This is a genomic window from Actinosynnema mirum DSM 43827 (genome assembly GCF_000023245.1).
Taxonomy (GTDB): domain Bacteria; phylum Actinomycetota; class Actinomycetes; order Mycobacteriales; family Pseudonocardiaceae; genus Actinosynnema; species Actinosynnema mirum.
Window position 1 is genome coordinate 7888883 of sequence record NC_013093.1, and the last position, 21577, is coordinate 7910459.

The 21577-nt window shown below is 73.0% G+C and carries 23 protein-coding genes; 10 read left to right on the plus strand and 13 right to left on the minus strand.

The features are described 5' to 3' along the window. Positions 1-249: 249 nt before the first annotated feature. The 4 genes from AMIR_RS33465 to AMIR_RS33480 all read right to left on the minus strand — a co-directional run bounded on the left by AMIR_RS33465 (position 250) and on the right by AMIR_RS33480 (position 4548). Complete coding sequence (locus AMIR_RS33465; protein WP_015805429.1) at positions 250-1257, minus strand: DUF4349 domain-containing protein; 1008 nt, start codon at positions 1255-1257, stop codon at positions 250-252. 67 nt (positions 1258-1324) lie between these two features. Then, a complete protein-coding gene (locus AMIR_RS33470; RefSeq protein WP_015805430.1) occupies positions 1325-1822 on the minus strand; it encodes a type III secretion system chaperone family protein in 498 nt (165 codons plus the stop codon). Further along, entirely contained in the window at positions 1819-3072 is a 1254-nt protein-coding gene (mshA, locus tag AMIR_RS33475) for a D-inositol-3-phosphate glycosyltransferase (RefSeq protein ID WP_015805431.1), read from the minus strand. The genes AMIR_RS33470 and mshA overlap by 4 nt, the downstream gene beginning before the upstream one ends. A gap of 330 nt (positions 3073-3402) precedes the next feature. Continuing rightward, a complete protein-coding gene (locus tag AMIR_RS33480) occupies positions 3403-4548 on the minus strand; it encodes a L,D-transpeptidase (RefSeq protein WP_015805432.1) in 1146 nt (381 codons plus the stop codon). Between the two features lie 103 nt (positions 4549-4651). On the opposite strand from AMIR_RS33480, the gene AMIR_RS33485 reads away from it, so the two are divergent. After that, positions 4652-5383: an SDR family NAD(P)-dependent oxidoreductase gene (locus AMIR_RS33485; RefSeq protein WP_015805433.1), complete on the plus strand. Its 732-nt coding sequence runs from the start codon at positions 4652-4654 to the stop codon at positions 5381-5383. Here the strand turns inward: AMIR_RS33485 and AMIR_RS33490 are convergent. Both AMIR_RS33490 and AMIR_RS33495 read right to left on the minus strand, forming a co-directional pair. Next, positions 5337-6332 carry a chymotrypsin family serine protease gene (locus AMIR_RS33490; protein WP_015805434.1) on the minus strand — a complete coding sequence of 332 codons (996 nt, stop codon included), beginning with the start codon at positions 6330-6332 and terminating at the stop codon, positions 5337-5339. The genes AMIR_RS33485 and AMIR_RS33490 overlap by 47 nt on opposite strands. Before the next feature lie 184 nt (positions 6333-6516). After that, positions 6517-7638 (minus strand): UDP-N-acetylmuramate dehydrogenase, encoded by a 1122-nt coding sequence (locus AMIR_RS33495; protein WP_425358896.1) that lies wholly within the window; start codon positions 7636-7638, stop codon positions 6517-6519. Here AMIR_RS33495 and AMIR_RS33500 point away from each other — a divergent pair. From AMIR_RS33500 to AMIR_RS33525, 6 genes are all read left to right on the plus strand, one after another. Further along, the gene (locus tag AMIR_RS33500; protein ID WP_015805436.1) at positions 7637-8134 is read left to right on the plus strand and encodes a DUF2505 domain-containing protein; all 498 of its coding nucleotides are present in this window, start codon (positions 7637-7639) and stop codon (positions 8132-8134) included. The two genes, AMIR_RS33495 and AMIR_RS33500, sit on opposite strands and share 2 nt — an antisense overlap. A 20-nt stretch (positions 8135-8154) precedes the next feature. Next, a complete protein-coding gene (locus AMIR_RS33505; protein WP_015805437.1) occupies positions 8155-8910 on the plus strand; it encodes a class I SAM-dependent methyltransferase in 756 nt (251 codons plus the stop codon). An 881-nt stretch (positions 8911-9791) separates the two neighbouring features. Beyond that, positions 9792-10529 (plus strand): maleylpyruvate isomerase N-terminal domain-containing protein, encoded by a 738-nt coding sequence (locus AMIR_RS33510; protein ID WP_015805438.1) that lies wholly within the window; start codon positions 9792-9794, stop codon positions 10527-10529. A 23-nt stretch (positions 10530-10552) separates the two neighbouring features. Continuing rightward, positions 10553-11428 carry a formyltetrahydrofolate deformylase gene (gene purU, locus AMIR_RS33515; protein ID WP_015805439.1) on the plus strand — a complete coding sequence of 292 codons (876 nt, stop codon included), beginning with the start codon at positions 10553-10555 and terminating at the stop codon, positions 11426-11428. Positions 11429-11469: 41 nt separating this feature from the next. Beyond that, positions 11470-12552 carry an LOG family protein gene (locus AMIR_RS33520; RefSeq protein WP_015805440.1) on the plus strand — a complete coding sequence of 361 codons (1083 nt, stop codon included), beginning with the start codon at positions 11470-11472 and terminating at the stop codon, positions 12550-12552. Between the two features lie 90 nt (positions 12553-12642). Next, a complete protein-coding gene (locus tag AMIR_RS33525) occupies positions 12643-13176 on the plus strand; it encodes a TetR/AcrR family transcriptional regulator (RefSeq protein ID WP_015805441.1) in 534 nt (177 codons plus the stop codon). A gap of 67 nt (positions 13177-13243) precedes the next feature. On the opposite strand, the gene AMIR_RS33530 is transcribed toward AMIR_RS33525, so the two are convergent. After that, positions 13244-13798: a YbaK/EbsC family protein gene (locus tag AMIR_RS33530; protein ID WP_015805442.1), complete on the minus strand. Its 555-nt coding sequence runs from the start codon at positions 13796-13798 to the stop codon at positions 13244-13246. Between the two features lie 174 nt (positions 13799-13972). Between AMIR_RS33530 and AMIR_RS33535 the strand changes: the two genes are divergently transcribed. Continuing rightward, a complete protein-coding gene (locus AMIR_RS33535) occupies positions 13973-14737 on the plus strand; it encodes a MerR family transcriptional regulator (RefSeq protein WP_015805443.1) in 765 nt (254 codons plus the stop codon). 113 nt (positions 14738-14850) lie between these two features. Here AMIR_RS33535 and AMIR_RS33540 read toward each other — a convergent pair whose 3' ends face one another. From AMIR_RS33540 to AMIR_RS33560, 5 genes are all read right to left on the minus strand, one after another. Further along, positions 14851-15399 (minus strand): type 1 glutamine amidotransferase domain-containing protein, encoded by a 549-nt coding sequence (locus AMIR_RS33540; RefSeq protein WP_015805444.1) that lies wholly within the window; start codon positions 15397-15399, stop codon positions 14851-14853. Positions 15400-15408: 9 nt separating this feature from the next. Beyond that, positions 15409-16074, minus strand: coding sequence for an alpha/beta fold hydrolase (locus tag AMIR_RS33545; RefSeq protein ID WP_015805445.1), 666 nt, complete (start codon positions 16072-16074; stop codon positions 15409-15411). Then, a complete protein-coding gene (locus AMIR_RS33550; protein WP_015805446.1) occupies positions 16071-16394 on the minus strand; it encodes a DUF2516 family protein in 324 nt (107 codons plus the stop codon). Before AMIR_RS33550 ends, AMIR_RS33545 begins: the two co-directional genes overlap by 4 nt. Before the next feature lie 219 nt (positions 16395-16613). Then, positions 16614-17198, minus strand: a complete 585-nt coding sequence (locus AMIR_RS33555; protein WP_015805447.1) for a hypothetical protein — start codon at positions 17196-17198, stop codon at positions 16614-16616. 5 nt (positions 17199-17203) lie between these two features. Next, the gene (locus tag AMIR_RS33560) at positions 17204-17590 is read right to left on the minus strand and encodes a helix-turn-helix domain-containing protein (protein WP_015805448.1); all 387 of its coding nucleotides are present in this window, start codon (positions 17588-17590) and stop codon (positions 17204-17206) included. Positions 17591-17694: 104 nt separating this feature from the next. Between AMIR_RS33560 and AMIR_RS33565 the strand changes: the two genes are divergently transcribed. Then, positions 17695-18822, plus strand: coding sequence for a methyltransferase domain-containing protein (locus tag AMIR_RS33565; protein ID WP_015805449.1), 1128 nt, complete (start codon positions 17695-17697; stop codon positions 18820-18822). A 296-nt stretch (positions 18823-19118) separates the two neighbouring features. On the opposite strand, the gene AMIR_RS33570 is transcribed toward AMIR_RS33565, so the two are convergent. Beyond that, entirely contained in the window at positions 19119-20375 is a 1257-nt protein-coding gene (locus tag AMIR_RS33570; protein WP_015805450.1) for a DUF445 domain-containing protein, read from the minus strand. 29 nt (positions 20376-20404) lie between these two features. Between AMIR_RS33570 and AMIR_RS33575 the strand changes: the two genes are divergently transcribed. Beyond that, positions 20405-21577 carry a pyridoxal phosphate-dependent aminotransferase gene (locus AMIR_RS33575; RefSeq protein ID WP_041837192.1) on the plus strand — a complete coding sequence of 391 codons (1173 nt, stop codon included), beginning with the start codon at positions 20405-20407 and terminating at the stop codon, positions 21575-21577.

Sequence of the window (21577 nt, forward strand, 5' to 3'; positions counted from 1 at the left end):
CTGCCAAGTTGGCAGGGCTCAAGCGGGTCGGCTCCCACGCACTCCCACGACCCGCCTGAGAAACCCGCGGTGCGCACTCCCCCCCGTCGAACCGCGGGCCCGCTCGGACTGATCGGACTCCCCCCAGTCCTCGTCCGCACGCAGCGGGATCGACGCGGGGCGGCTTGAGCTACTGACTCCCCCTCTCTCCAAGCCGCCCCGCGCTCCCGGTCGATCACTCACGCGCAGTAGCGCCAACCGGGTGAACGATCACTCCTTCGGCGGCACCGAGGCCTGTTCGGCCGCCGGTTCTCCCCGATCTCCGGGAAGATCACCTGTGGACGCCCCGGAACCCGCTTCGGGATCGGCCCGGCCACCGCCGACCGCCTGCCCGGACCGGCGCGCCGCCGCCGTCCGCCGCCTCCGACGCCGCCACGCCACCAGCGCGGCCACCGGGATCGCGAGCACCACCAGGAACGGCAGGGCGGCCCCCAGCGCGGCCAGCACGAACGCCAGCGCCACGACCAGCGCGTCCCAGCCCCCGCGCAGCGCGTCCAGGAACCCCGGAGGCCCGTCGGGCGCGGCCTTCCCCGGCTCGGTCCGCACCACCACGGTCACCGTGGACAGCGCGACGCGCCCCTTGAGCGACTCCAACCGCCCCTGCAGCGACTCCAGCTCGGCCTGCCGCCGGGTCAGCTCGCCCTCGATCTGCGCGATCTCGGCGGTGCTGCCCGCCCGGTCCAGCAGCGCCCTGATCCGCTCCACGGACGCCCGCTGCGTGGTCAACCGGGCCTGCACGTCCACGACCTGCTCGGTGACGTCCTCGGTGCGCACCTCGCGCCGCTCCACCGAGGCCCCGTCCAGCCCGCCCAGCGCCCCCAGGAAGTCCTCGAACCGCTCCCCCGGCACCCGGACGACCGCCGTGCCCCGCTGGCCGGTGGAGCTCTCGCTCGCGACGAACCCGCCCCGCTCCTCGGCGGCGGCCTTGACCCGCGCCACCACGCCGTCGACGTCGCCGGACACCAGGTCCACGTCGGCCGTGCGCACCAGGTCCCGCCCGGACAGCACCTCCCCCGGCTGCTCGGGGACCTGCTGCCCGTTCCCGGCCGAGTCCTGCCGGGCCGGGTCCTGCCGGGCCGGGTCCCGCTGGGGCGCGATCCCCTGCACGCCGCCCTCGTCCGGCGCCACCTTCGCGGGCGCCATCGAGGGTGTCCCGCCCCCGGAGCACCCGACCAGCAGCCCCAGCGCCACCACGCCCACCACCACGACACGTCTCACCGCGACCCCTCCCTCGAACGCTGCCGGTGGGACGGTGCGGGGTGGGCGCGGCGTTGCCGCTAGCCGGTCACGAGTCGGACACGAGGTGCCGGAACGCGCTCAGGTTCGCCAGCGGCTCGCCCCGCGAGACCCGCCACGCCCACTCCCGCCGGATCGCCGAGGCGAACCCCAGCTCCAGCAGCGGGTTGAAGTCGCCGTCCGCCGCCTCCAGCACCTGCCCGAGCACCCGGTCCAGCTCGTCCGGCGTCACCGCGTGCCGCCCGACCCGCCCGACGAGGTAGACGTCGCCCTCGCCGTCGACCGTGTAGTGCACCCCGTACAGCCGGGCGTTGCGCCGCAGCAGGAACCGGTACACCTCCTCGAACGCCTCGTCCGGCCTGCGGCACACGAACGCCTCCACCAGCACGGCGTGCCGCCCCAGCACCAGCCAGCAGTTGGTGCGCAGCTTCTTCGTCCCCGGCAGCTCCACGAAGAACCGCCCCGGCTCGGGGCTCTCGTAGGTCAGCCCCCGGTCGTCCAGGGTGGACCTGATGACGGCGTCCAGCTCGGCATCGGTCGGGCTCACGCGTAGACCTCCTCCCGGAACACGTCACGAGCCTGCCCGTACGCCGCGAGCAGCGATTCGGTCGTGCGGTCCCAGGAGAACCCTCGCGCATGGCCGACCGCGTTGCCCGCCAGCGCCTCCCGCAGCCCCGGCGCGAGCGCGATCCGGGACAGCGCGTCCGCCCAGTCCGAGGTCCGGTGCCCGGCCACCAGCAGCCCGGTCACCCCGTCGCGCACGGCCACCGGCAGCCCGCCGACGGCGGCGGCCACCACCGGCGTCCCGCACGCCTGCGCCTCCAGCGCCACCAGCCCGAACGACTCGTTGTGGCTGGGCACGGCGACCGCGTCGGCCGCCCGGTACACCTGCGCGAGCGAGCCACCGCCCTGCGGCGGCAGGAACCGCACCACGTCGGCCACGCCGAGCGAGCGCGCCAGCCCGACCAGCTCGTCGGGGGTGCGCATCCCGGACCCGGACGGCCCGCCGACGACCAGCACCACGAGCCGGGACCGCAGTCCGGGGTCGCGCTCCAGCAGGGCGGCGGTGGCGCGCACGAGCACGTCCGGCGCCTTCAGCGGCTGGATGCGCCCGACGAACGCGAGCACCAGCGCGTCGGGCGCCAGGCCCAGCGAGCGCCTGGCCTCGCCCCGGTCGCCGGGGGTGAACCGGCCGAGGTCGACGCCGGGCGGCACGACCAGCACCTTCGCCGGGTCGGCCGCGTACAGGCCGGTGAGCTGGTCGGCCTCCACGTCGGTGTTGGCGATCAGCCGGTCGGCCTCGGCGACGACCTGCTCCTCGCCGATGACCCGCATCCTCGGCTCGGGCGCGTCGGAGTCGGCCAGCGCCAGGTTCTTCACCTTGGCCAGGGTGTGCGCGGTGTGCACCAGCGGCACGCCCCAGCGCTCCCGCGCCAGCCAGCCGACCTGCCCGGACAGCCAGTAGTGCGAGTGGACGACGTCGTAGTGGCCCGGCTCGTGGCGGGCCTCGGCGCGCAGCACGCCCGCGGTGAACGCGCACAGCTGGCCGGGCAGCTCCTCCTTCTCCAGCCCGGAGAAGGGCCCGGCGACCACGTGCCGCACCTTCACGCCCGGCGCCAGCTCCGCGACCGGGGGCAGCTCGGACGAGGTGGCCCTGGTGAAGATCTCCACCTCGACGCCGCGCCTGGCCATCGCGGTGGCGGTCTGCACCACGTAGACGTTCATGCCGCCCGCGTCGCCGGTCCCCGGCTGCTCCAGCGGCGACGTGTGCACCGACAGCACCGCGACCCGCTTCACCGGACCACCTCCGCGACGGACGCGACCGGGTTCGCTGCTCGCTCCCGACCGAGGACAGATGTCTCCACGGCCATGACCAACGTCTTGAAGGACTCTCAGCTTCCCCGGCCGACGGAGTCGGACGGAACGACCGACCGTGACACCCCACACACCAGGTGCGCTCCACGGGCCGCGCACCGCAGAACGCGTGTTGGCGGCCCTCGCGCCCAGCTCTGCAGGCAGCCCCGCTGCAACGCCCCGGCCCGGAAAACCCGAAGGGCCCCGCTCGCGGGTGCGAGCGGGGCCCTCCTTGGAAGGTCCGGCCGGTCAGCGGGACAGCGCGTCAGCGGGTCACAGGGCCGACATGGTCTGCCACTGCGACCACGGGATCTGCCAGTCGTACCAGTCGAACTGCGGGGGCAGCGTGTGGCTGGCCCCGGTGACCTCCACCGGGTCGCCGACCAGCGCCGAGTCGTAGTAGTCCTTGGCGTCGGCCTCGGACAGGTTCGCGCAGCCGTGCGAGGTGTTGTTCTTGCCGATGTTGGCGAGGTTGTCGTTGTTCTCGTGGATGAACTCGCCGTGGTTCGAGAACCGCACGGCCCACTTCTTGAGCACGTTGGTGTAGCCGTAGCGCGGGTTGTCGAAGCTGAACTGCGGGTCCTTCTGCATGACCACGAACGTGCCGTTCGGCGTGTTCAGGTCCGGCTCGTCGTCCTTGCCGAAGGAGGCCGGGTAGCTCTTCACGGTCTGCCCGTCGCGCTGCACCACGAGCTGGTGCGACGGGGTGTCGATCTTCACGACCTGGTTGCGGCCGATGGTGAAGTCGCTGGTCACGTCGGCCCGCCCGTACGCGCCGCCGCCGTAGGCCACGCCGTACAGCTTCGCCTCGACGCGGATCTTCGTGTTCGCGGGCCAGTAGTTCTCCGGCCGGTAGTGCACCTCGCGGGCGTTCAGCCAGGCCCAGGAGCCCTGCACGTTCGCGCTGCTGGTGACGGTCAGCGCCTTCTCGACGGTCGCCTTGTCCTGCACGTCCACGTCGAACTCGACCTTGATCGGCACCGCGACGCCCATGACCTGGTCGTCACCGGGGAACAGCGTGGCGCGGACCTGGCTGGCCGGGGCGAGCGTGGTGAACGAGCCGGTCAGCTCGACCGGCTTGCCGTCCGACCCGGTGGCCTTGCCGGAGTAGCTGTACTGCTTGCCGAAGCCCAGCGGCTCGGTGCTCGCCCAGCTCCTCTTGTCCTCGGCGAGCGCGCCCTTGACGGACTGGCCCTCCGGGTTGGTGACGGCGACCTGGTCGATCGCCCCGTCCTGCACCTCGACCTTGACCGGCGAGTTCACCGGCACGTCCTTCGCCCCGTCGGCGGGGTTCGCGGTGAGCTTCGCGACCGGCGGGCTGTCCCCGCCGACCGGAGAGGGGCTCCCCTGCTCCACGTTCGACGAGCACCCGACCAGCAGCGCGCCGCCCACGAGCAGCGCGGCCAACTTCTTTCGCACGTTTCCGACCTCCCACCGACAAGGACGTCCCAGAACCCCGGCAAGTGCAGGTGACCTGCGCCACAGAACGGGGTCCACCCCTGGATCGACCTAGGATCGCGGTGTGAACCGTCCTACCGCAGTAGTCACCGGAGCCAGCGCGGGAATCGGCGAAGCCACCGCGCGCAGGCTGGCCGCCGAGGGCTTCCACGTCGTGCTCGGCGCCCGGCGACTGGAACTGATCCAGAGTATCGCGGCTGAGGTGGACGGCACGGCGATCGAGCTGGACGTGACGGACGCCGCGTCCGTCGCGGCCCTGGCCGAGGCCGTGCCCGAGGTCCGCGTGCTGGTCAACAACGCGGGCGGCGCCCGCGGGCTGAGCAGCGTCGCCGAGGCCGACGAGGAGCAGTGGCGCTGGATGTGGGAGACCAACGTGCTCGGCACGCTCCGGGTCACCAAGGCGCTGCTGCCCAAGCTGATCGCCTCCGGCGACGGGCACGTCGTCACGGTGACCTCGATCGCCGCGTTCGAGGCCTACGACAACGGCTCCGGCTACACCTCGGCCAAGCACGCCCAGTCCGCCGTGCACCGCACGCTGCGCGGCGAGCTGCTGGGCGAGCCGGTCCGGGTCACCGAGGTCCTGCCGGGCATGGTCGAGACGGACTTCTCCGTCAACCGGTTCGACGGGGACGCCGAGCGCGCCGCCGCCGTCTACCGGGGACTGACCCCGCTGACCGCCGACGACGTGGCCGACACCATCGCGTTCGCGGTGACCAGGCCCTCGCACGTCAACCTGGACACCATCGTGCTCAAGCCCCGCGCCCAAGCGTCCGCGAGCCGAGCCCACCGGGCGTGAGCAGGTAGACGTCGAGCTGGTCCAGCACCGGCCCGACCGGGTTGGCGAACGACCGGTGCGGGCTGCCCGCGCAGTAGAGCCCGACCACGTGGTTCTCCTCGTCGAGCAGCACCGCGCCGGAGTCGCCGTGGTCGCCGAACCCCGGCGTCTCCACCCGGATCTGGTCGTGCAGGGTCCGCACGCCGATGCCCGCGCCGTAGTCGAGCCGGATGACGGCGTCGGTGGACGCGACCACGCCCGCGGTGATCCCGGTGGTGCGACCGCGCTTGCGCACCGGCGCGCCCACGCGGGCGTCCGCCGCGCCGAGCACCGGGCCGAGGCCGACCACCTCGGGCGAGGTGTGCCTGGCGTGCAGCAGCAGCGCCGCCGCGTCGACCCGGCTGGACAGGGCGGCGCGCGCGAGCGTGGCGATCCGGTCGCGCACCGGGTGGCCCCCGTCCACCCTGGACGGGTGCACCATCGGGTCGCCGACCTCCCACGCGTCGTCCACGCAGGCCACGTGGAACGCGGTCAGCGCCATGGGCCGGTGCGTCCCCCTGGCCCGCACGAGCGCGCCGAGGGTGCCCGCGACGAGGTAGTCGTCGGCCCTGGGCACGTCGGGCGGCACGAACCGCACCGAGCGGCTCGGCCCGACGCCGATGCCGCCGAGCACGCGGCTGTGCCGCTCGGCGCCGCTCCCGCCCTGCGGCGAGGCCAGGGTGTGGTGCGGCGCGAACGTGTCCTGCACGACGTCCGTGGGGACGCCGAGCACGTCGGGCGGGATGGTGTGGCGTCCCGCGGCGCCCTTCTCGCGGACGTAGACGACGATCGCCAGCCGCCCAGTCGGCTCGCCGCCGACGACCTTCTCCCCGATGTCCACACCGACCACACCGGGCCTGCGCAGGAAGTCGTCCTCGACCAGCCTCTTGAGCGGCCTGACCGCCGCCCTCCCGTAGTCCGGATGGTCCATGACGACCTCCGTGTAACGCTCCTACCACCATGAAACGCGCTGGGTGAGGATTCGTCACACGGAGTCACCCGTTCGGCCTTCACCACGTGGAGGCGAGCGGAACCCCTTGCCGGGCAACGGTTCCGCCCCCGGCAACCACCAGGCGTACCCCCGGTCACCCGAGGTCAACCCGCGCGTCGCCGGGTTAGAGCGAACAGCCCACCATGACCGGTTCCGGGTGCAGCTCCACGCCGAACGCGCCGCGCACCCCGTCTCGGACCTCCCTGGCGAGGTCGAGCAGGTCCTCGGTGGCCGCGCCGCCCCGGTTGGTCAGGGCGAGCGTGTGCTTGCCGGACAGCGCGACCCGCCCGCCGGGACCCCGGTGGCCCTTGGCGAAGCCGGCGCGCTCGATCAGCCAGGCGGCGGACAGCTTGCGGTGGCCGGGGGTCGCCGGGTAGGTCGGCACGGGCACGTCGTCGCCGAGGCGCTCGGCGATGCGGATCAGCACCCCGCCGAGGGTGGTCTCGTCGAGCAGCGGGTTGGTGAAGAACGAACCGGCGCTCCACGTGTCGTGGTCGGCGGCGTCGAGCACCATGCCCTTGCCCCTGCGCAGCTCCAGCACCGCCTTGCGGGCGGCGTCGGCGGGCACCCGGTCGCCCTGCTCGACGCCGAGGACGCGGGCCAGCTCGCCGTAGCGGATCGGGGCGGACTGGCCGCCGGAGGTGAGCGCGAACCGGGCCCGCAGCACGACGGCGCGGTCGGTTCCCTTGAGGACCGAGGTCCGGTAGGCCAGGCCCAGCGCCTCGGCGGGCACCTGGTTGACCCGGCCGGTGGCCCGGTCCAGCAGGTCGACGGAGGTCAGCACCTGCGACACCTCGACGCCGTACGCGCCGACGTTCTGCACCGGGGTCGCGCCGACCTGGCCGGGGATGCCGGACAGGCACTCCAGCCCGCCGAGGCCCTGCGAGACGGCGTCGGCGACGACCGAGTCCCAGTCCTCGCCCGCCTCCACGGTGAACTGGACGAGCCCGTCGCCGAGCGGGTCGACGCGGCGGCCGGTGGTGCCCACCTGGATCGCGGCGCCGGGGAAACCCGCGTCCGCGACGACCAGGTTCGATCCCCCGCCGAGCAGGAGCACGGGGTCGCCGGTAGCGTCCGCGGCGCGGACGGCGTCGACGAGCTCGGCGGCGGTGGTGGCGCGCAGGAAACGCGCGGGCGGGCCACCGAGCCGCAGTGTGGTGCACTCGGCGAGCGGCACGCGACCGCGCTCCTGGGCACTGGACGACAGCGGGGTGGTCACAGGGGTAAACGGTAGCCTCCGCGACATGGCACGCCGCATCGAGCACCTGACCGAGACGACTTGGCCCGCCGCCGACGTGTACACGGCGCTGGTCGACGAGTCGTACCTGCGCGCCCGCCTGGAGGTGCTCGGCGGCTCCGGCGCCGCCCTGCTCAGCCACGCCGTGACCGCCACGGGCGTCGCCTACGAGCTGCGCCAGGGCGTCTCGTCGGCCGACCTGCCGCCCATCGCGAGCAAGGTCCTGGGCGGTGACCTGGTCATCACGCGCGCGGAGTCGTGGACGGAGGCCGGCCGCACCTGCACGTCGCGGGTGGACATCACGGGCGTCCCCGGCGAGCTGGACGGCGCCATGACGGTGGCCGACAAGCCGGGCGGCGGGTCCACGATCACCCTCACCGGACAGGTGAAGGTGAAGATCCCGCTGGTGGGCGGGAAGGTCGAGGAGATGGTCGTCGAGCAGGTCGCGAAGCTGCTCGACAAGGAGACGGAGTTCACGTCCCAGTGGCTCGCGCGCCGAGGCTAGCCGCAGGCCGCGCGCGGGCGATGGGCCTGCCCACGCGCGGCACCACCAACCCGAACCGCTTGCGCCGGGTGGACAGGTGGGTCCTGTCCGCGCACCGCGACCTGCTCGTCGGGTCGCCGCTCGTGGTGGACCTGGGGTACGGGGCGACGCCGATCACGACCGTGGAGATGGCCGCGAGGCTGCGGAAGGCGTGCCCGGACGTGCGCGTGCTGGGCCTTGAGCTGGACGTCGAGCGCGTGGAGGCGGGCAAGGCCGTCGCCGACCCGCCGGGGTTGGACTTCCGGCGGGGCGGGTTCGAGCTGGCGGGCGCGCGACCGGTGCTGCTGCGGGCGTTCAACGTGCTGCGGCAGTACACGGAGGAGCAGGCCGTCGAGGCGTGGGGCACGATGCTCGGCAGGCTCGCGCCGGGCGGGGTGCTCGTGGAGGGCACCTGCGACGAGGTGGGCAGGCGCTGCACGTGGGTGTCGCTGACCGCGGAGGGACCGCAGACCTTCACCTTGTCGTGCCTGCCTGCGGACCTGGACACGCCGGGGGACCTGGCGGAGCGGCTGCCGAAGGCGCTGATCCACCGGAACGTGCCGGGCGAGCGCGTGCACGCGCTGCTGGCCGAACTGGACGCCTGCTGGGCGACGTCGGCCCCGTTCGCACCGTTCGGGCCGAGGGCCCGGTGGGTGGAGTCGGTGCGGTTGCTGGCGACGAGGTGGCCGGTGCTGGACGACCGGAAGCGGTGGCGGTTGGGGGAAGTGACTGTGCCTTGGGAATCGGTGCGACCCTAGGGGTTTTGGTTTTTCAGCCCGTCACCGCGTAGCGGGCTGTGGAGCGAGCGCAGCGAGCCCACAGCACTGCTCCCGCGTCCCTCGTCTCCGTTTGGCCTGGCGAAGCCCAAGCACGCTTGTCAAGATGCCGCCGCATTGTTCGGAAGACCGGGGTGTCGAACGGCGTCTTGACGAGTGTGCTTGCCTGAAAGGAGGCCAAACGGAGGCGAGGGACCCGGACCATCGCAGGGGTAAACGGGACCACAAGACCAACTGCGGTCAGCCGGCAGGGCTTGTGGTCCCTCGTTTTTGGAGGTCTGCCCCGCCGGCGAGGCGTTGTTTTTTGGTTTTTGGTTTTGCTTTTTGCTTTTAAATACCAAAGTCAAAAGCTGAAAAGCACGCCTCGCCGGCGGGGCAGACCTCCAAAAAAGAGGGGCACAGGCTCTGCCGGCCGGTGACTCTTCCGCCGGTGGTTCCGTTTACCACTGCGATGGGCGGGGTCCCTCTTCTCCGTTTGGCCTCCTTTCAGGCAAGCACGCTCGTCAAGACGCCGTTGGGCTCGGGCGGTCTGCCGTGGCAGTGCGGCGGCATCTTGACGAGCGTGCTCGGGCTTCGCCAGGCCAAACGGAGAAGAGGGACGCGGGATGGGGGCTGCGTGGGCTCGCTGCGCTCGCCCCGCAGCCCGCGCTGTGCGCCGAACCTGGCAGTGCGGTCTTCCGGGCAGTGCGGCGATCGGGCAGTGCGACGCCCCCGGCAGTGCGGTCTTCCTGGCAGTGCGGTCTTCCGAGCAGTGCGACGCCCCCGGCTCCACACCCCAAACCTCCGCCTCTGGCTTCGGGCTCGCCCTTCGCTCCCGTCCTTCGCTCCCGCGTCCTGTCAGGGCTCCGCCCTAGGCTCGGGTCGTGGAACACGCCGACTTCACGCGCTCCCTCCGGGAGCAGTACGACGCGCTGCGCGCTCTCATCGCGGCTGCCGATCCGTCCGCCCCCGTCCCCACCTGTCCCGGTTGGACGGTCGAGGCGTTAGCCCGGCACGTGGCTCGGACGCACGCCTGGTCGATCCGGGCTGCGTTGACGCCGCCCGACACCGATTCACCCCCTCGCCCCAAGGAAGGGCCCGAGGACTGGCCCGAGTTGTTGGCCTGGTGGGACGAGCGGTTCTCCGAGCTGGTCCGGGTGCTCTCGACCGAAGACCCCTCACGGCCTGCCTGGACGTTCGTCGGGCCCGGTGACCTGGCCTTCTGGGCTCGGCGGCAGACGCACGAGACCGCCGTGCACCGGCTCGACGGCGAGCACGCGGCGCGCGCCGGGGACGTTCCCCCGCTGCTCTTCCCGCCCGACCTCGCGGCCGACGGGGTGGACGAGTACCTGACCACGATGCTCACCCGGCAGCACCTGACCAAGCCGAACGAGCTCTCCGGGCGCGTGGTGCTGCACGCCGCCGACGCGTCGCGCTCCTGGCTGCTGCGCCTGACTCCCGGCGAGGCGCCCAGGGTCGGGGCGTTGGACGGGGCCGCGGTCGACGAGGACGTCGTGGTGGCGGGCACCGCCGACTCGCTCTACCGGCTGGTCTGGGACCGGCCCAGCCACGCGGTCGTGACCGGACGGGGGGACCTGCTGCGCGCGCTCCCGCGCCCCTAGCCGGAACGGGGGATACTGCCCCGGTGCCTCAGCCAGAACGCCGCTACGTGATCACCTTCGGCTGCCCCGACCGCACCGGCATCGTCGCCAGGATCTCCTCGTTCCTGGCCGAGCACGGTGGCCTGATCGTCGAGGCGGCCTACCACACCGACCAGGCCACGAACTGGTTCTTCACCAGGCAGGAGGTCAGGGCCGACTCGCTGCCGTTCGGCGTCGAGGAGCTGCGCGAGCGGTTCACGGCGATCGCGCGCGAGCTGGGCGCCCAGGCGAACTGGCGGGTGACCGACACCGGTGAGCGGCGGCGGGTGGTGATCCTGGTGTCGAAGGAGGGGCACTGCCTGTACGACCTGCTGGGCCGGGTCGCCTCGCGGGAGCTGGACGTCGACGTCGCGGCGGTGATCGGCAACCACCCGGACCTGGCGAACATCACCAGGGCGCACGGCATCCCGTTCCACCACGTGCCGTTCCCGGCCACCGACCCCGAGGGCAAGACGGCGGCGTTCGCCCAGGTGAAGCAGCTGGTGGACGCGCACGACCCGCACGCGGTGGTGCTGGCCCGGTTCATGCAGGTGCTGCCGCCGGAGCTGTGCGCGGCCTGGTCGGGGCGGGCGCTGAACATCCACCACAGCTTCCTGCCCTCGTTCGTCGGCGCCCGGCCCTACCACCAGGCGCGCGCCAGGGGCGTGAAGCTGGTCGGCGCGACCTGCCACTACGTGACGGCCGACCTGGACGCGGGGCCGATCGTGGAGCAGGACGTGATCCGGGTGAACCACACCGACTCGGTCGCGGACATGGTGCGCAAGGGGCGCGACATCGAGAAGGTCGTGCTGGCGCGCGGCCTGCGCTGGCACCTGGAGGACCGCGTGCTCGTGCACGGCGGGCAGACGGTGATCTTCTGAGCCGCGGCGCTCCCTGCGGCGCGCCGGGCTAGTGTGCGGGTGTGCGTGAAGAGATCGTCACCGTCGAGCAGGCCCGATCCGCGCAGGACCTGCGGGGCGCGGTGCTGGTCAACCTGGACCTGAGCGGCGAGGAGCTGCGCGTCCCCCTGGACGGCGCGCTCTTCCTCGGCTGCTCGCTCAGCCCCTCCGCCCGGCGCAGGGCGGAGGCCGCGGGCGCGCTGCTGTTCCCGACCATCCCGGACCTGCCGCACGACGTCTACCGGTCGCACCTCTACACCGCGCCCGAGCTGTTCGCGGGCTTCGACCCGGCCGCGCCCGAGTCCTACGCGGACACCCCGGACCACCGGATCTACCTGCACAGCAGGCGGCAGGGCCACCACCCGGACCCGCTGCACGCGCTCGCCGAGCGGCTGCACGACCACGCGATCACCGAGGCGCTGGACGACCTGCTGGCCCGCGTCCCGTCCCCGCCGGTCGCGGTGATGGGCGGGCACGCGCTGGGGCGGGGCACGGACGGCTACCGCAGGGCCGTCGAGCTGGGCGCGACGCTGGGCGAGGCCGGGTTCACCGTGCTCACCGGCGGCGGACCCGGCGCGATGGAGGCCGTGCCGCTGGGCGTGCGCGTCGGCGTGGACGACGCGGTCCTGGCGGACCTGGCCAAGGCGCCGACGTTCGGCCACGACGCCCGGTCGATCGGCGAGTGGATCGCGGCGTTCCCCGAGCTGCCGGTCGCCGAGCTGCCGCGCACGATCGGCGTGCCGACCTGGTTCTACGGCCACGAGCCGCCCAACCCGGCCTGCGAGGTGCACGCCAAGTACTTCGCGAACTCGGTCCGCGAGGAGGGCCTGCTCACCGTCGCCACCGGCGGCGTGGTCTACACGCCGGGCAGCGCGGGCACGGTCCAGGAGGTGTTCCAGGACTACACCCAGAACCACTACGGCTCGGTGGGCCCGGCCGCGCCGATGGTGTTCCTCGGCGCGCGGTTCTGGACCGAGGAGGTCCCCGCCGCCCCGCTGGTGCGCAACCTCGCGCGGGGCCGGGAGGCGGAGCGCTGGATCCTGGTCACCGACGATCCGGCCGAGGCCGTCGAACTGCTTCGGAAGTACGCAGCCGAGATCGGCTGACCCCACCCCCGATCCGCGATTCCGCCAAAGGGGCGATAGCCGGATCAACGAATAACCTTTCGATGCGCCCGCATTAGCTACGATCCCCTGGTGCCGAAAGCCGTCGATCACGATTCGCGCCGCAGGAAGATCGCGGACGCGGTCTGCAGGCTCGCCGACAAGCGCGGTTTCGAAGGCGTTTCCCTGAGGGATGTCGCCGCCGAGGCCGACGTGTCCATGGGCGCGGTGCAGCGCTGCTTCCACACCAAGGAGGACATGCTGCGCTTCGCCCTGCAGGAGGTGGGCCGCAGGACCCTGTCCAGGGCGGGAGGGGGCGCGCCGCAGGTCGGCGGGCCGTTCCCGCAGGTGACCGGCGAGGGGGCCTTATCCCACCGGGCCGAGGCCAAGGTCTGGTTGGCCTTCGCCGCGCAAGCGGCCGTCAGCCCGACGCTCGCCGAGGTCCTCAGGGCCAACTACGCCGAATTGCACGGAATTTTCACCCGTTTGCTGGCAGATCGCCCAGATCCGGACCGGGCGGCCACAACCCTGCTGGCGCTGGCCGACGGCTTGACCACGCACGTGGTCGTCGGCCACCTTTCCCACGACCAGGCCAGAGCGGTTGTGGAAGCCCATTTGGCTGACTGAATTACCGGTTCCAGGGGTTCTCCGCGATGCCGGGCGCGGACGAATTCGCGGGTTCGGGCGGCGGCGGTCAGGCCGGGCGCGCGAGCCCCTCCACCACCTCGGCCCCCGGCAGCTTCGCCAGGACCGCGCCGGGCACGAGCAGCTTGCTGCCCCGGATACCGCTGCCGATCACCAGCTCGGGTGCCGCCGCCACCTCGGGCGACAGCAGCACGGGCCAGTCGGCGGGCAGCCCGACCGGCGTGATGCCGCCGTACTCCATGCCGGTCAGCTCGACCGCGTCGTCCATCGGCGCGAACGACGCCTTCCTGGCGTCGAGCCGCCTGCGCACCACGCCGTTGACGTCGGCCCTGGTGGTGGCCAGCACGACGCACGCCGCGTACCGCGTGACCTCTCCCCGCTTCCCCGCCACGATCACGCAGTTCGCGGACGCCGTCAGCGGCGACCCGTAGGCCTCGCAGAAGGCCGCGGTGTCCGCGAGCTCGGCGTCGATCTCGGTGACCGCCACCAGGTCGGCGTCGGCCAGCGCGCGCACGGCGGCGGCGACGGGACCGGCCAGCAGGTCGGGGCGGTCCAGGACGGACACGGGCGTCAGCGTTCCGGCGATGCTCCACACCCGCCCCATCCTGCCACCGGAGGCGGGCGGGTCCCGGCGACCCGCCCGGCCCGCACCAGCCCCCTCGGCCCCGCGCTCACCCGTCCCCGCGCTCACCCGTCCGGGCAGAACGCCCGGCTCCGCGCTTGACGTTGACGCTGCGTCAACTCCTACCGTCGTTCCCAGCACGGCTGAGGAGGACGGATGAGCTGGTCGATCGCCGAGGTGGCGCGCATGGCGAAGGTGACGTCGCGGACCCTGCGCCACTACGACTCGATCGGGTTGCTCGCCCCGGCGAGGACCGGGGGCAACGGGTACCGCTACTACGAGCGCGAGCAGCTGCTCAGGCTCCAGCAGATCCTCCTGCTGCGCGACCTCGGGCTCGGGCTGGACACCGTGGCCGAGGTGCTGGACGGCAGGCACACCGCGCTCGACGTGCTGCACAACCACCTCGCGTGGCTGCGCGCCGAGCGGGAGCGGTTGGGCCTGCTGGCCGCGACCGTCACCAGGACCATCGACGAACTGGAAGGCAGGACCGCCGTGAGCAGGACGGAAGAGCTGTTCGACGGCTTCGACGCGGACCGCCAGGCCCGCTACGAGGCCGAGCTGGTGGAGCGCTTCGGCGAGTGCGTCGTCGAGCCCATCGCGGAGGGGAAGGAGCGCATGAAGGGCTGGTCGCCCGCCGACGCGGCCGGGTTCAAGGCCGAGTGGGAGGAGATCGCGGCGGCGTTCGGCGAGGTGGCCGCGAGCGGGGCCGCGCCGGACTCGGCGGAGGCGCTGGCGGTCACCGCCCGGCACCACCGGTGGCTGCTGCGCAGCTGGACGCCGAACCGGGAGTCGTACACGGGGCTGGGGCAGCTGTACGCGGACTCGCCGGAGTTCAGCGCGCAGCTGGACGCGCACGGCGCGGGCGTCGCGAACTACGCGCGTGACGCGATGGCGGCCTTCGCCGCCGCCGAGCTGGACTGACGGCGGTGTCGCCCGACGGTGACGCCGACGGCTGATCGGCCCTCCGGGGAGCTGCAGATCCCCGGAGGGCCGATCGGGTGGAGCCGGGTCCTACGACCCGAGAACCCGTGGCCCTACAGCCCGAACGCCTTGAGCGCCGCCTTGTTGAAGGCGGGGAGGTCGTCGGGGTTGCGGCTGGTCACCAGGGTCCAGCCGTTGTGGTCGCACACGCGGACCTCCTCGTCCGACCAGTCGGCGCCCGCGTTGCGCAGGTCCGTCCTGATGCTCGGGTAGGAGGTGAGCTTCTTGCCCTTGAGGACGTCGGCCTCGGCCAGCAGCCACGGCCCGTGGCAGATCGACGCGATGGGCTTGCCCGCCCGCGCGAACGCCTGGACGAAGCGCACCGCGTCCTCGTCCGTGCGGACCAGGTCCGAGTTGGCCACGCCGCCGGGGATCACCACGCCGTCGTAGTCGGCGGGGTCGGCCTCGGCGAACGGCACGTCCACCGGGAACTCGTCCGCGGGCGTCAGGTGGTTGAAGCCCTTGACCTGGCCGAGGGACGTGGACAGCAGCCTGGGCACGCCACCCGCCTTCTCGACCTCGTGCCACGGGTCGGTCAGCTCCACCTGCTCGATGCCCTCGGCGCTGACCAGGAACGCGATCTTCTTCTGCTCGTTCGCCATGCGGGTCGGCTACCCGCGAGCGAGGAACTCAACCACCCTGCGCCGCACGTCACCTCGGTGGGAGAGCCAGGTCGGCACCAGCTCCAGCTCGCCCTTGGGGAACGCCGAGGCGACCTGCGCGGCCACCTCGGACGGGTGCAGCGGGTCCTCGGTGGCGCCGACGACCAGGACCGGCGCGGTGACCCGCGACAGGGCCTCGCGGTCGGTGACGGCGACCTGCCCCGAGAGGGCTTCGAGCACCCCGTCGAGGCGGTCGAAGGCGGCTCGGCGCTGCGCGAGGTAGTCGGCGGGGCCGGGGACGGCGGTGACCGCCTGCTCGCGGGTGAGGGGGCCGCGCGGCCGGTCGAACACGGCGGGCAGCAGCAGGACGACGCGTTCGAACGCGTCGGGCTCGGCCGCGAGCAGCGACAGCAGCGCGGCGGAGCTGAGGGAGACGCCGACGGCCCGCGTCGCGCCCGTCTCGCGGGCGGTGGCGCGCAGGTCGGCGGCGATGGTCGGGTAGGTCCAGTAGCCGGGTGGCGCGTCGGGGGCGTCGCCGTGCCCCGGCAGGGTGACGACGACCCTGGCGCCCGGCAGGCCGGACGCGGGCAGGCGGGCCTCACCCGGCGTCGCGCCGAGGCCGTGGGCGACCAGCGTGACCGGTCGGCCCGCGCCGTGCGCCTGGTGGGTGGTCACCACCTGGGGCCGCGCTGCACCTCGATCAGCCGGGGTCGGACGTCGACCAGGTAGACGGAGACCGCGGTGACGCCGATGAGCCAGAACATGCCGCCCGCACCGTTCAGGGAGAACAGCAGCAGCGCGAGCGCGCCACCACCGGTGATCCCCATCCAGGCGGGCTTGGTCATCCGCTCCGCGGCCTGGTAGGCCTCCGCCCGCTGCGTCACCGCGTGGGCGAAGGCGAACACGCCCGCGAACAGCGCCACGTAGTAGATGAGGAACAGCACCCAGGCATCCAGGTACGCCACGTCGGCGGGTGGGAATCTGAACAGCGGCACGGGACCCAGGGTACGCGGGGAGCGCGGTCGTGGACACCCGGCGGAACCGGGACGGCTCGGGACGCGGTCCGGCCGGCGGGGTGTTCCCGCAGGTCGGGCGGGGTGCCTGCGGCGGTGGGGGATTCGCGGGGCCGGGATTCGGCGCCCCTTCCCCCGAACGCGCCCGGCGGACCACCCGGAAGTGGTCCGCCGCTGCTCAGCGCAGGTGCCGCCGGGTGGCTACTCGCCCTCAGCCGGGGCGGGCTTGGTCTTGCGGGCCGCGGTGCGGTTGGCGGCCTTGCGACTGTTGCTGCGCACCTCGTGGGCGACCTCGGCGCCGGTCTCGATGACGGCCTCGGCGATCTCCTCGGTGGCGTCCTCGACCTCGGCGGCGAGCTTCTCGCCCGTCGAGCGGGTGCGGCGGGTGACCTTGCCGAGCACGTCGTCGGCGATCTTGTTCGCGTCGTCGGCGGCCTGGTCGACCTGGCTCAGGGCCCGCTGGACCTGCGGCTGGGTCTTGAGCTTCTCCAGCGCGTGCTCGCCCTGCTCGGCGAGGTACTGGTAGAGGTCGACGGCGGACTTGGTGTAGGCGTCGACGACCTTGCGCAGCTCGGCCGCGTCGAAGCGGCCACGCAGCTCGGCGGGGAGGTCCTCGGCGCCCGCCCTGGCGGACTCGACGCGGTCCTTGACCTTGCCGAGCGCCTCGACCACGGCCTTGGCGGCGAGGTCGCCTGCGCCGAGCGCGGCCAGGAGCGGGGTGCGGGCGGCGGAGGCGGCCTGCTCGCCCGCCTTGCGCAGTTCCTCGGTGGTGGGCAGGTTCGCCATGGTGATCACTCCTCGTGCTCGGGGACGGCGGTGGCGGCGTTCTCACGCCGGAAGGACGCGTAGACGTCGAGCAGCACCTGCTTCTGCCGCTCGGTCAGGTCGGAGGCGGTGGTGATGGCGTCGGCGAGCGCGCCGCCCTCGCGCTGCTGGAGGATTCCCGCCTCCACGTAGAGCGCTTCGGCGGAGATCCGCAGGCCCTTGGCGATCTGCTGGAGGATCTCGGCGCTGGGCTTGCGCAGGCCGCGCTCGATCTGGCTGAGGTAGGGGTTGGAGACACCGGCCAGCTTGGACAGCTGGCGGAGCGAGATCTTGGCGCTGTTGCGCTGCTCCTTGATGTAGTCCCCGATGCCCCGGCCGAGGTCGGCGACCGCTTCGTCGATCGACTTGTCCACGTCGACCCCCTTCCGCCCTCCACGGTACGAGCGGGTGCTAGCTCTTGCAAGCGGACTGCTAGCACCGGGGGCGTGTGCTGCGACACAGCGCTACCGTGGATCGCGTGGACCTCGGCGCGCGGTTCCGCGAGGAGCTGGTCGACGGCATGGTCGGGGAGGGCGTCCTCTCCGATCCCCGCTGGGTGCGCGCGTTCCGCGAGGTTCCGCGCGACGCGTTCCTGCCGGGCTTCTTCGCCCAGCGGGAGGACGGCGCGTGGGCGCCGGTGACACGGGGTGACCCGGACTGGTTGCGGCTGGTGTACCGGGACGACGTGCGGGTGACCCAGCTGGACGGCAACGACGCGGCGTGGTCGCGGGCGCTGGAGCAGGGGTGGGCGCGCGGCGTGCCGACGAGCTCGTCGAGTATGCCGACGATCATGGCGATCATGCTGGAGGCCCTGGCGGTGGTGGACGGCTGCCGGGTGCTGGAGATCGGGACGGGGACGGGGTACAACGCGGCGCTGCTGTCGGCGGGGGTCGGTTCGCAGTCGGTGACGACGGTCGACGTGGACCCGTCCGTGCTGTCCCGCGCGCAAGCTGCCCTGGCGGGGGCGGGCTGGTCCCCGACGTGCGCCCTCGCGGACGGCGCAGGCGGCTGGCCGGAGGCCGCCCCGTACGACCGCGTGCTGGGCACCTGCGCGGTGTCCAGGGTGCCGCTGCCGTGGCTGGAGCAGACCAGGCCGGGTGGTGCGGTGGTGACCACCTTGAACCGCCCGCTGGGCGCCGGCCTGATCCGCCTGACGGCGCTCGGCGGAACGCGGGCGGAGGGCAGGGTCCTGGCGGAGGACGGCAGGTTCATGCCGCTGCGGGCGCACGCGGCGGGGTGGGCGGAGGAGGCGCTGGCGCGGGCGGCGACGGCGGTCCCGGAGGAGACCAGGGCGACTTCCCTGGGGGCGCACGAGGTGGTGCACCCCGGGAGCGGCTACGAGTTCTTCGCGGGCCTGGTCCTGCGCGGCGCGGTGGTCACGATGAACCCGGTCCTGCTGGCCCACGAGGACGGCTCGTGGGCCCGCCCGAGAGCGGGCGTGGTCTCCCAGGGCGGCCCGCGGAGGCTGTGGACGGAAGCCGAGGAGGGCCACCGCGAGTGGCAGGCCCTGGGACGACCCCGGCGGGCGCGGTTCGGGGTGACGGTGGACGGGGAGGACCAGCGGTTCTGGCTGGACTCACCGGAGGGGCGCAGCTGGCCAGTGTAGCGGCGCAGAGCGCTCCGGATCTCCTGGCGCGACGCCCGCGCGAGTTCGGCTCCCGCGAGCCGCGCCGGCGTCGCCGAGGAGCACCCCACGTCCCGGCGGGCGCGCACCCCCGACGAGGCCCCGGTCGTCCCCACGGCGGACGGGGAGCTGCGGGCGGGCGCCGAGGCGGAGTTCACCGCGCTGCTCACGCCCGCGCAGGTCGTCGTCGCGTGCGGCCTGCCCGCGCGCCAGGTCCAGCGGGTCATGGCGCTGTGGAGCGAGCTGCGCGCGCTGAAGGGCCTCCGCCCGCCCCCACCTCACACCAGCAGCTGCCCCACCGAGTAGATCACCAACCCCGCCAGCGCCCCGACCACCGTCCCGTTGATCCGGATGAACTGCAGATCCCGCCCCACCTGCAGCTCGATCTTCCGCGACGTCTCCTCCGCGTCCCACCGCTCCACCGTGTCCGTGATCAGCGTCGTGATCTCGTCCCGGTAGTTCGCCACCACGTACCCCGCCGCGTCCTCCAGCCACCCGTCGACCTTGCCGCGGATCTCCCCGTCCTCCACCAGCCGCGTCCCGAACTTCACCAGCCCGTCGCGCACCCTGGTCCGCAGCTCGCTCGACGGGTCCTCCGCCGCGTCCAGCAGCATCTTCTTCGCGGTTCCCCACGCCGACCCGATGACCTTCTGCACCTCCGGGTGCTCGATCACCTGGTCCTTCACCAGCTCGGCCCGCTCGATGGTCGCCGGGTCGTGCTGGAGGTCCTTGGCGAACTCCTCCAGGAACTGGTCCACCGCCACCCGCATCGGGTGGTTCACGTCCGTCTTCACGGCCCACGCGAAGTTCAGCAGCTCGTTGTAGACCTTGTCGCCCAGCAGCGAGTCCATGAACTTCGGCGACCAGCCCGGCGCGCGCTGGGTCACCACCTGCATCACCTTGACGTGGTTGTCCCTCACCCACTCGTACAGCCGGTCGCACACCAGGTCCACCAGCTTGTGGTGCCCGCCGTCGACGAACACCTGCCCGAGCAGCTTCCCCAGCGGCGGGCCCCAGGGCTTGGCCATGAGGCGCTGCACCACCGCCTGCTCCACGACCGCCTGCACGTGCTCGTCCCGCAGCACGGTCACGGCGCCCTTCACGACGTTCGACACCTCGGACGTCACCCGCTCCGCGTGCTCGGGCTCCCGAAGCCACTCGCCGAGCCTGCGCCCCACCTCGACGCGGCCCAGCTTCTCGCGCACCACGGACTCCGCCAGGAAGTTCTGCCCGACGAACGACCCCAGCGCGTCGCCGAAGCTGTCCTTGCGGCTGGGGATGATCGCGGTGTGCGGGATGGGCAGGCCCAGCGGCCTGCGGAACAGGGCCGTCACCGCGAACCAGTCGGCCAGCGCGCCGACCATCCCGGCCTCGGCCGCCGCCCGGACGTACCCGACCCACGCGGGGCCGTCCGCCTCGAACAGCAGCGTCACCAGGAACACGGCGGTCGTGGCGAGGAAGAACCCCGTCGCCACGAGCTTCATCCTGCGCAGGTCCCGCCGCTTCACCTGGTCGGCGGCCGTCAGTTGCTCCACGCCCCCATTGTCCGTGAAGATCCTGGGTCGTGCGGGTACCAGCGCTAGTCCCCAGGTTGCGGCCGTTCACCTCGACGATCTTCGCCGAGATGACCGCGCTGGCGAACCGGACCGGATCGGTGAACCTCGGCCAGGGCTTCCCCGACACCGACGGCCCCAGAGCGATGCTCGACGCCGCCAAGGCCGCGATCGACTCCGGCGCCAACCAGTACCCGCCGGGACCGGGCGTGCCCGCGCTGCGGCAGGCGATCGCCGAGCACCGCGCGCGCTACGGCACCCGCTACGACCCGGACACCGAGGTGCTGGTGACCGTCGGCGCGACCGAGGCGATCGCCGCGTCCCTGCTGGCGCTGGTGGAACCGGGCGACGAGGTCCTGCTGATCGAGCCCTACTACGACTCGTACGCGGCGGCCGTGGCGATGGCGGGCGCGACCCGCCGCGCGGTCGGCCTCACCGAGGAGCCGGGCACCGGCAGGCTCGGGCTGGACGTGGCCGCGCTGCGCGCCGCCGTCACGCCGCGCACCAGGGCTGTCCTGGTCAACTCGCCGCACAACCCCACCGGCACCGTCCTCACCCGCGACGAGCTGGCCGCCGTCGCCGCGCTGTGCGTCGAGCACGACCTGGTCGCGATCACCGACGAGGTGTACGAGCACCTGGTGTTCGACGGCCGCGAGCACCTGCCGCTGGCGGCGTTCCCCGGCATGGCCGAGCGGACCGTGACGATCTCCAGCGCGGGCAAGTCGTTCAACTGCACCGGCTGGAAGATCGGCTGGGCGTGCGGGCCCGCGCCGCTGCTGGACGCGGTCCGCGCGGCCAAGCAGTTCCTCACGTTCGTGGGCGGCGCGCCGTTCCAGCCCGCCGTGGCGCACGCGCTGCGGCACGAGCTGCCGTGGGTGGACGGGCTGCGGGACTCGTTGCAGGACAAGCGGTCCCGGCTCGCCGAGGGCCTGACCGACGCGGGGTTCGCGGTGCGCCCGTGCGAGGGCACCTACTTCATCACCGCCGACGTCCGCCCGCTCGGCTTCGACGACGGCGAGCGGCTGTGCCGGGAGCTGCCGGAGCGGATCGGCGTGGTCGGCGTGCCGGTGCAGGTGTTCGCCGACCACCCGGAGCGCTGGAAGCACCTGGTGCGGTTCGCGTTCTGCAAGCGCGACGAGGTGCTCGACGAGGCCGTGACCAGGCTCAGGAAGCTGGGCGGCTAG

Bases quoted from the DNA above. Each gene is read 5' to 3' on its own strand.
- AMIR_RS33535 (WP_015805443.1), top strand. From the start codon at position 13,973: ATGAGCTGGTCGATCGCCGAGGTGGCGCGCATGGCGAAGGTGACGTCG.
- AMIR_RS33555 (WP_015805447.1), bottom strand. From the start codon at position 17,198: ATGGCGAACCTGCCCACCACCGAGGAACTGCGCAAGGCGGGCGAGCAG.
- AMIR_RS33530 (WP_015805442.1), bottom strand. From the start codon at position 13,798: ATGGGGCGGGTGTGGAGCATCGCCGGAACGCTGACGCCCGTGTCCGTC.
- AMIR_RS33495 (WP_425358896.1), bottom strand. From the start codon at position 7,638: ATGTCGCGGAGGCTACCGTTTACCCCTGTGACCACCCCGCTGTCGTCC.
- AMIR_RS33540 (WP_015805444.1), bottom strand. From the start codon at position 15,399: ATGGCGAACGAGCAGAAGAAGATCGCGTTCCTGGTCAGCGCCGAGGGC.
- AMIR_RS33505 (WP_015805437.1), top strand. From the start codon at position 8,155: ATGGGCCTGCCCACGCGCGGCACCACCAACCCGAACCGCTTGCGCCGG.
- AMIR_RS33490 (WP_015805434.1), bottom strand. From the start codon at position 6,332: ATGGACCATCCGGACTACGGGAGGGCGGCGGTCAGGCCGCTCAAGAGG.
- AMIR_RS33500 (WP_015805436.1), top strand. From the start codon at position 7,637: ATGGCACGCCGCATCGAGCACCTGACCGAGACGACTTGGCCCGCCGCC.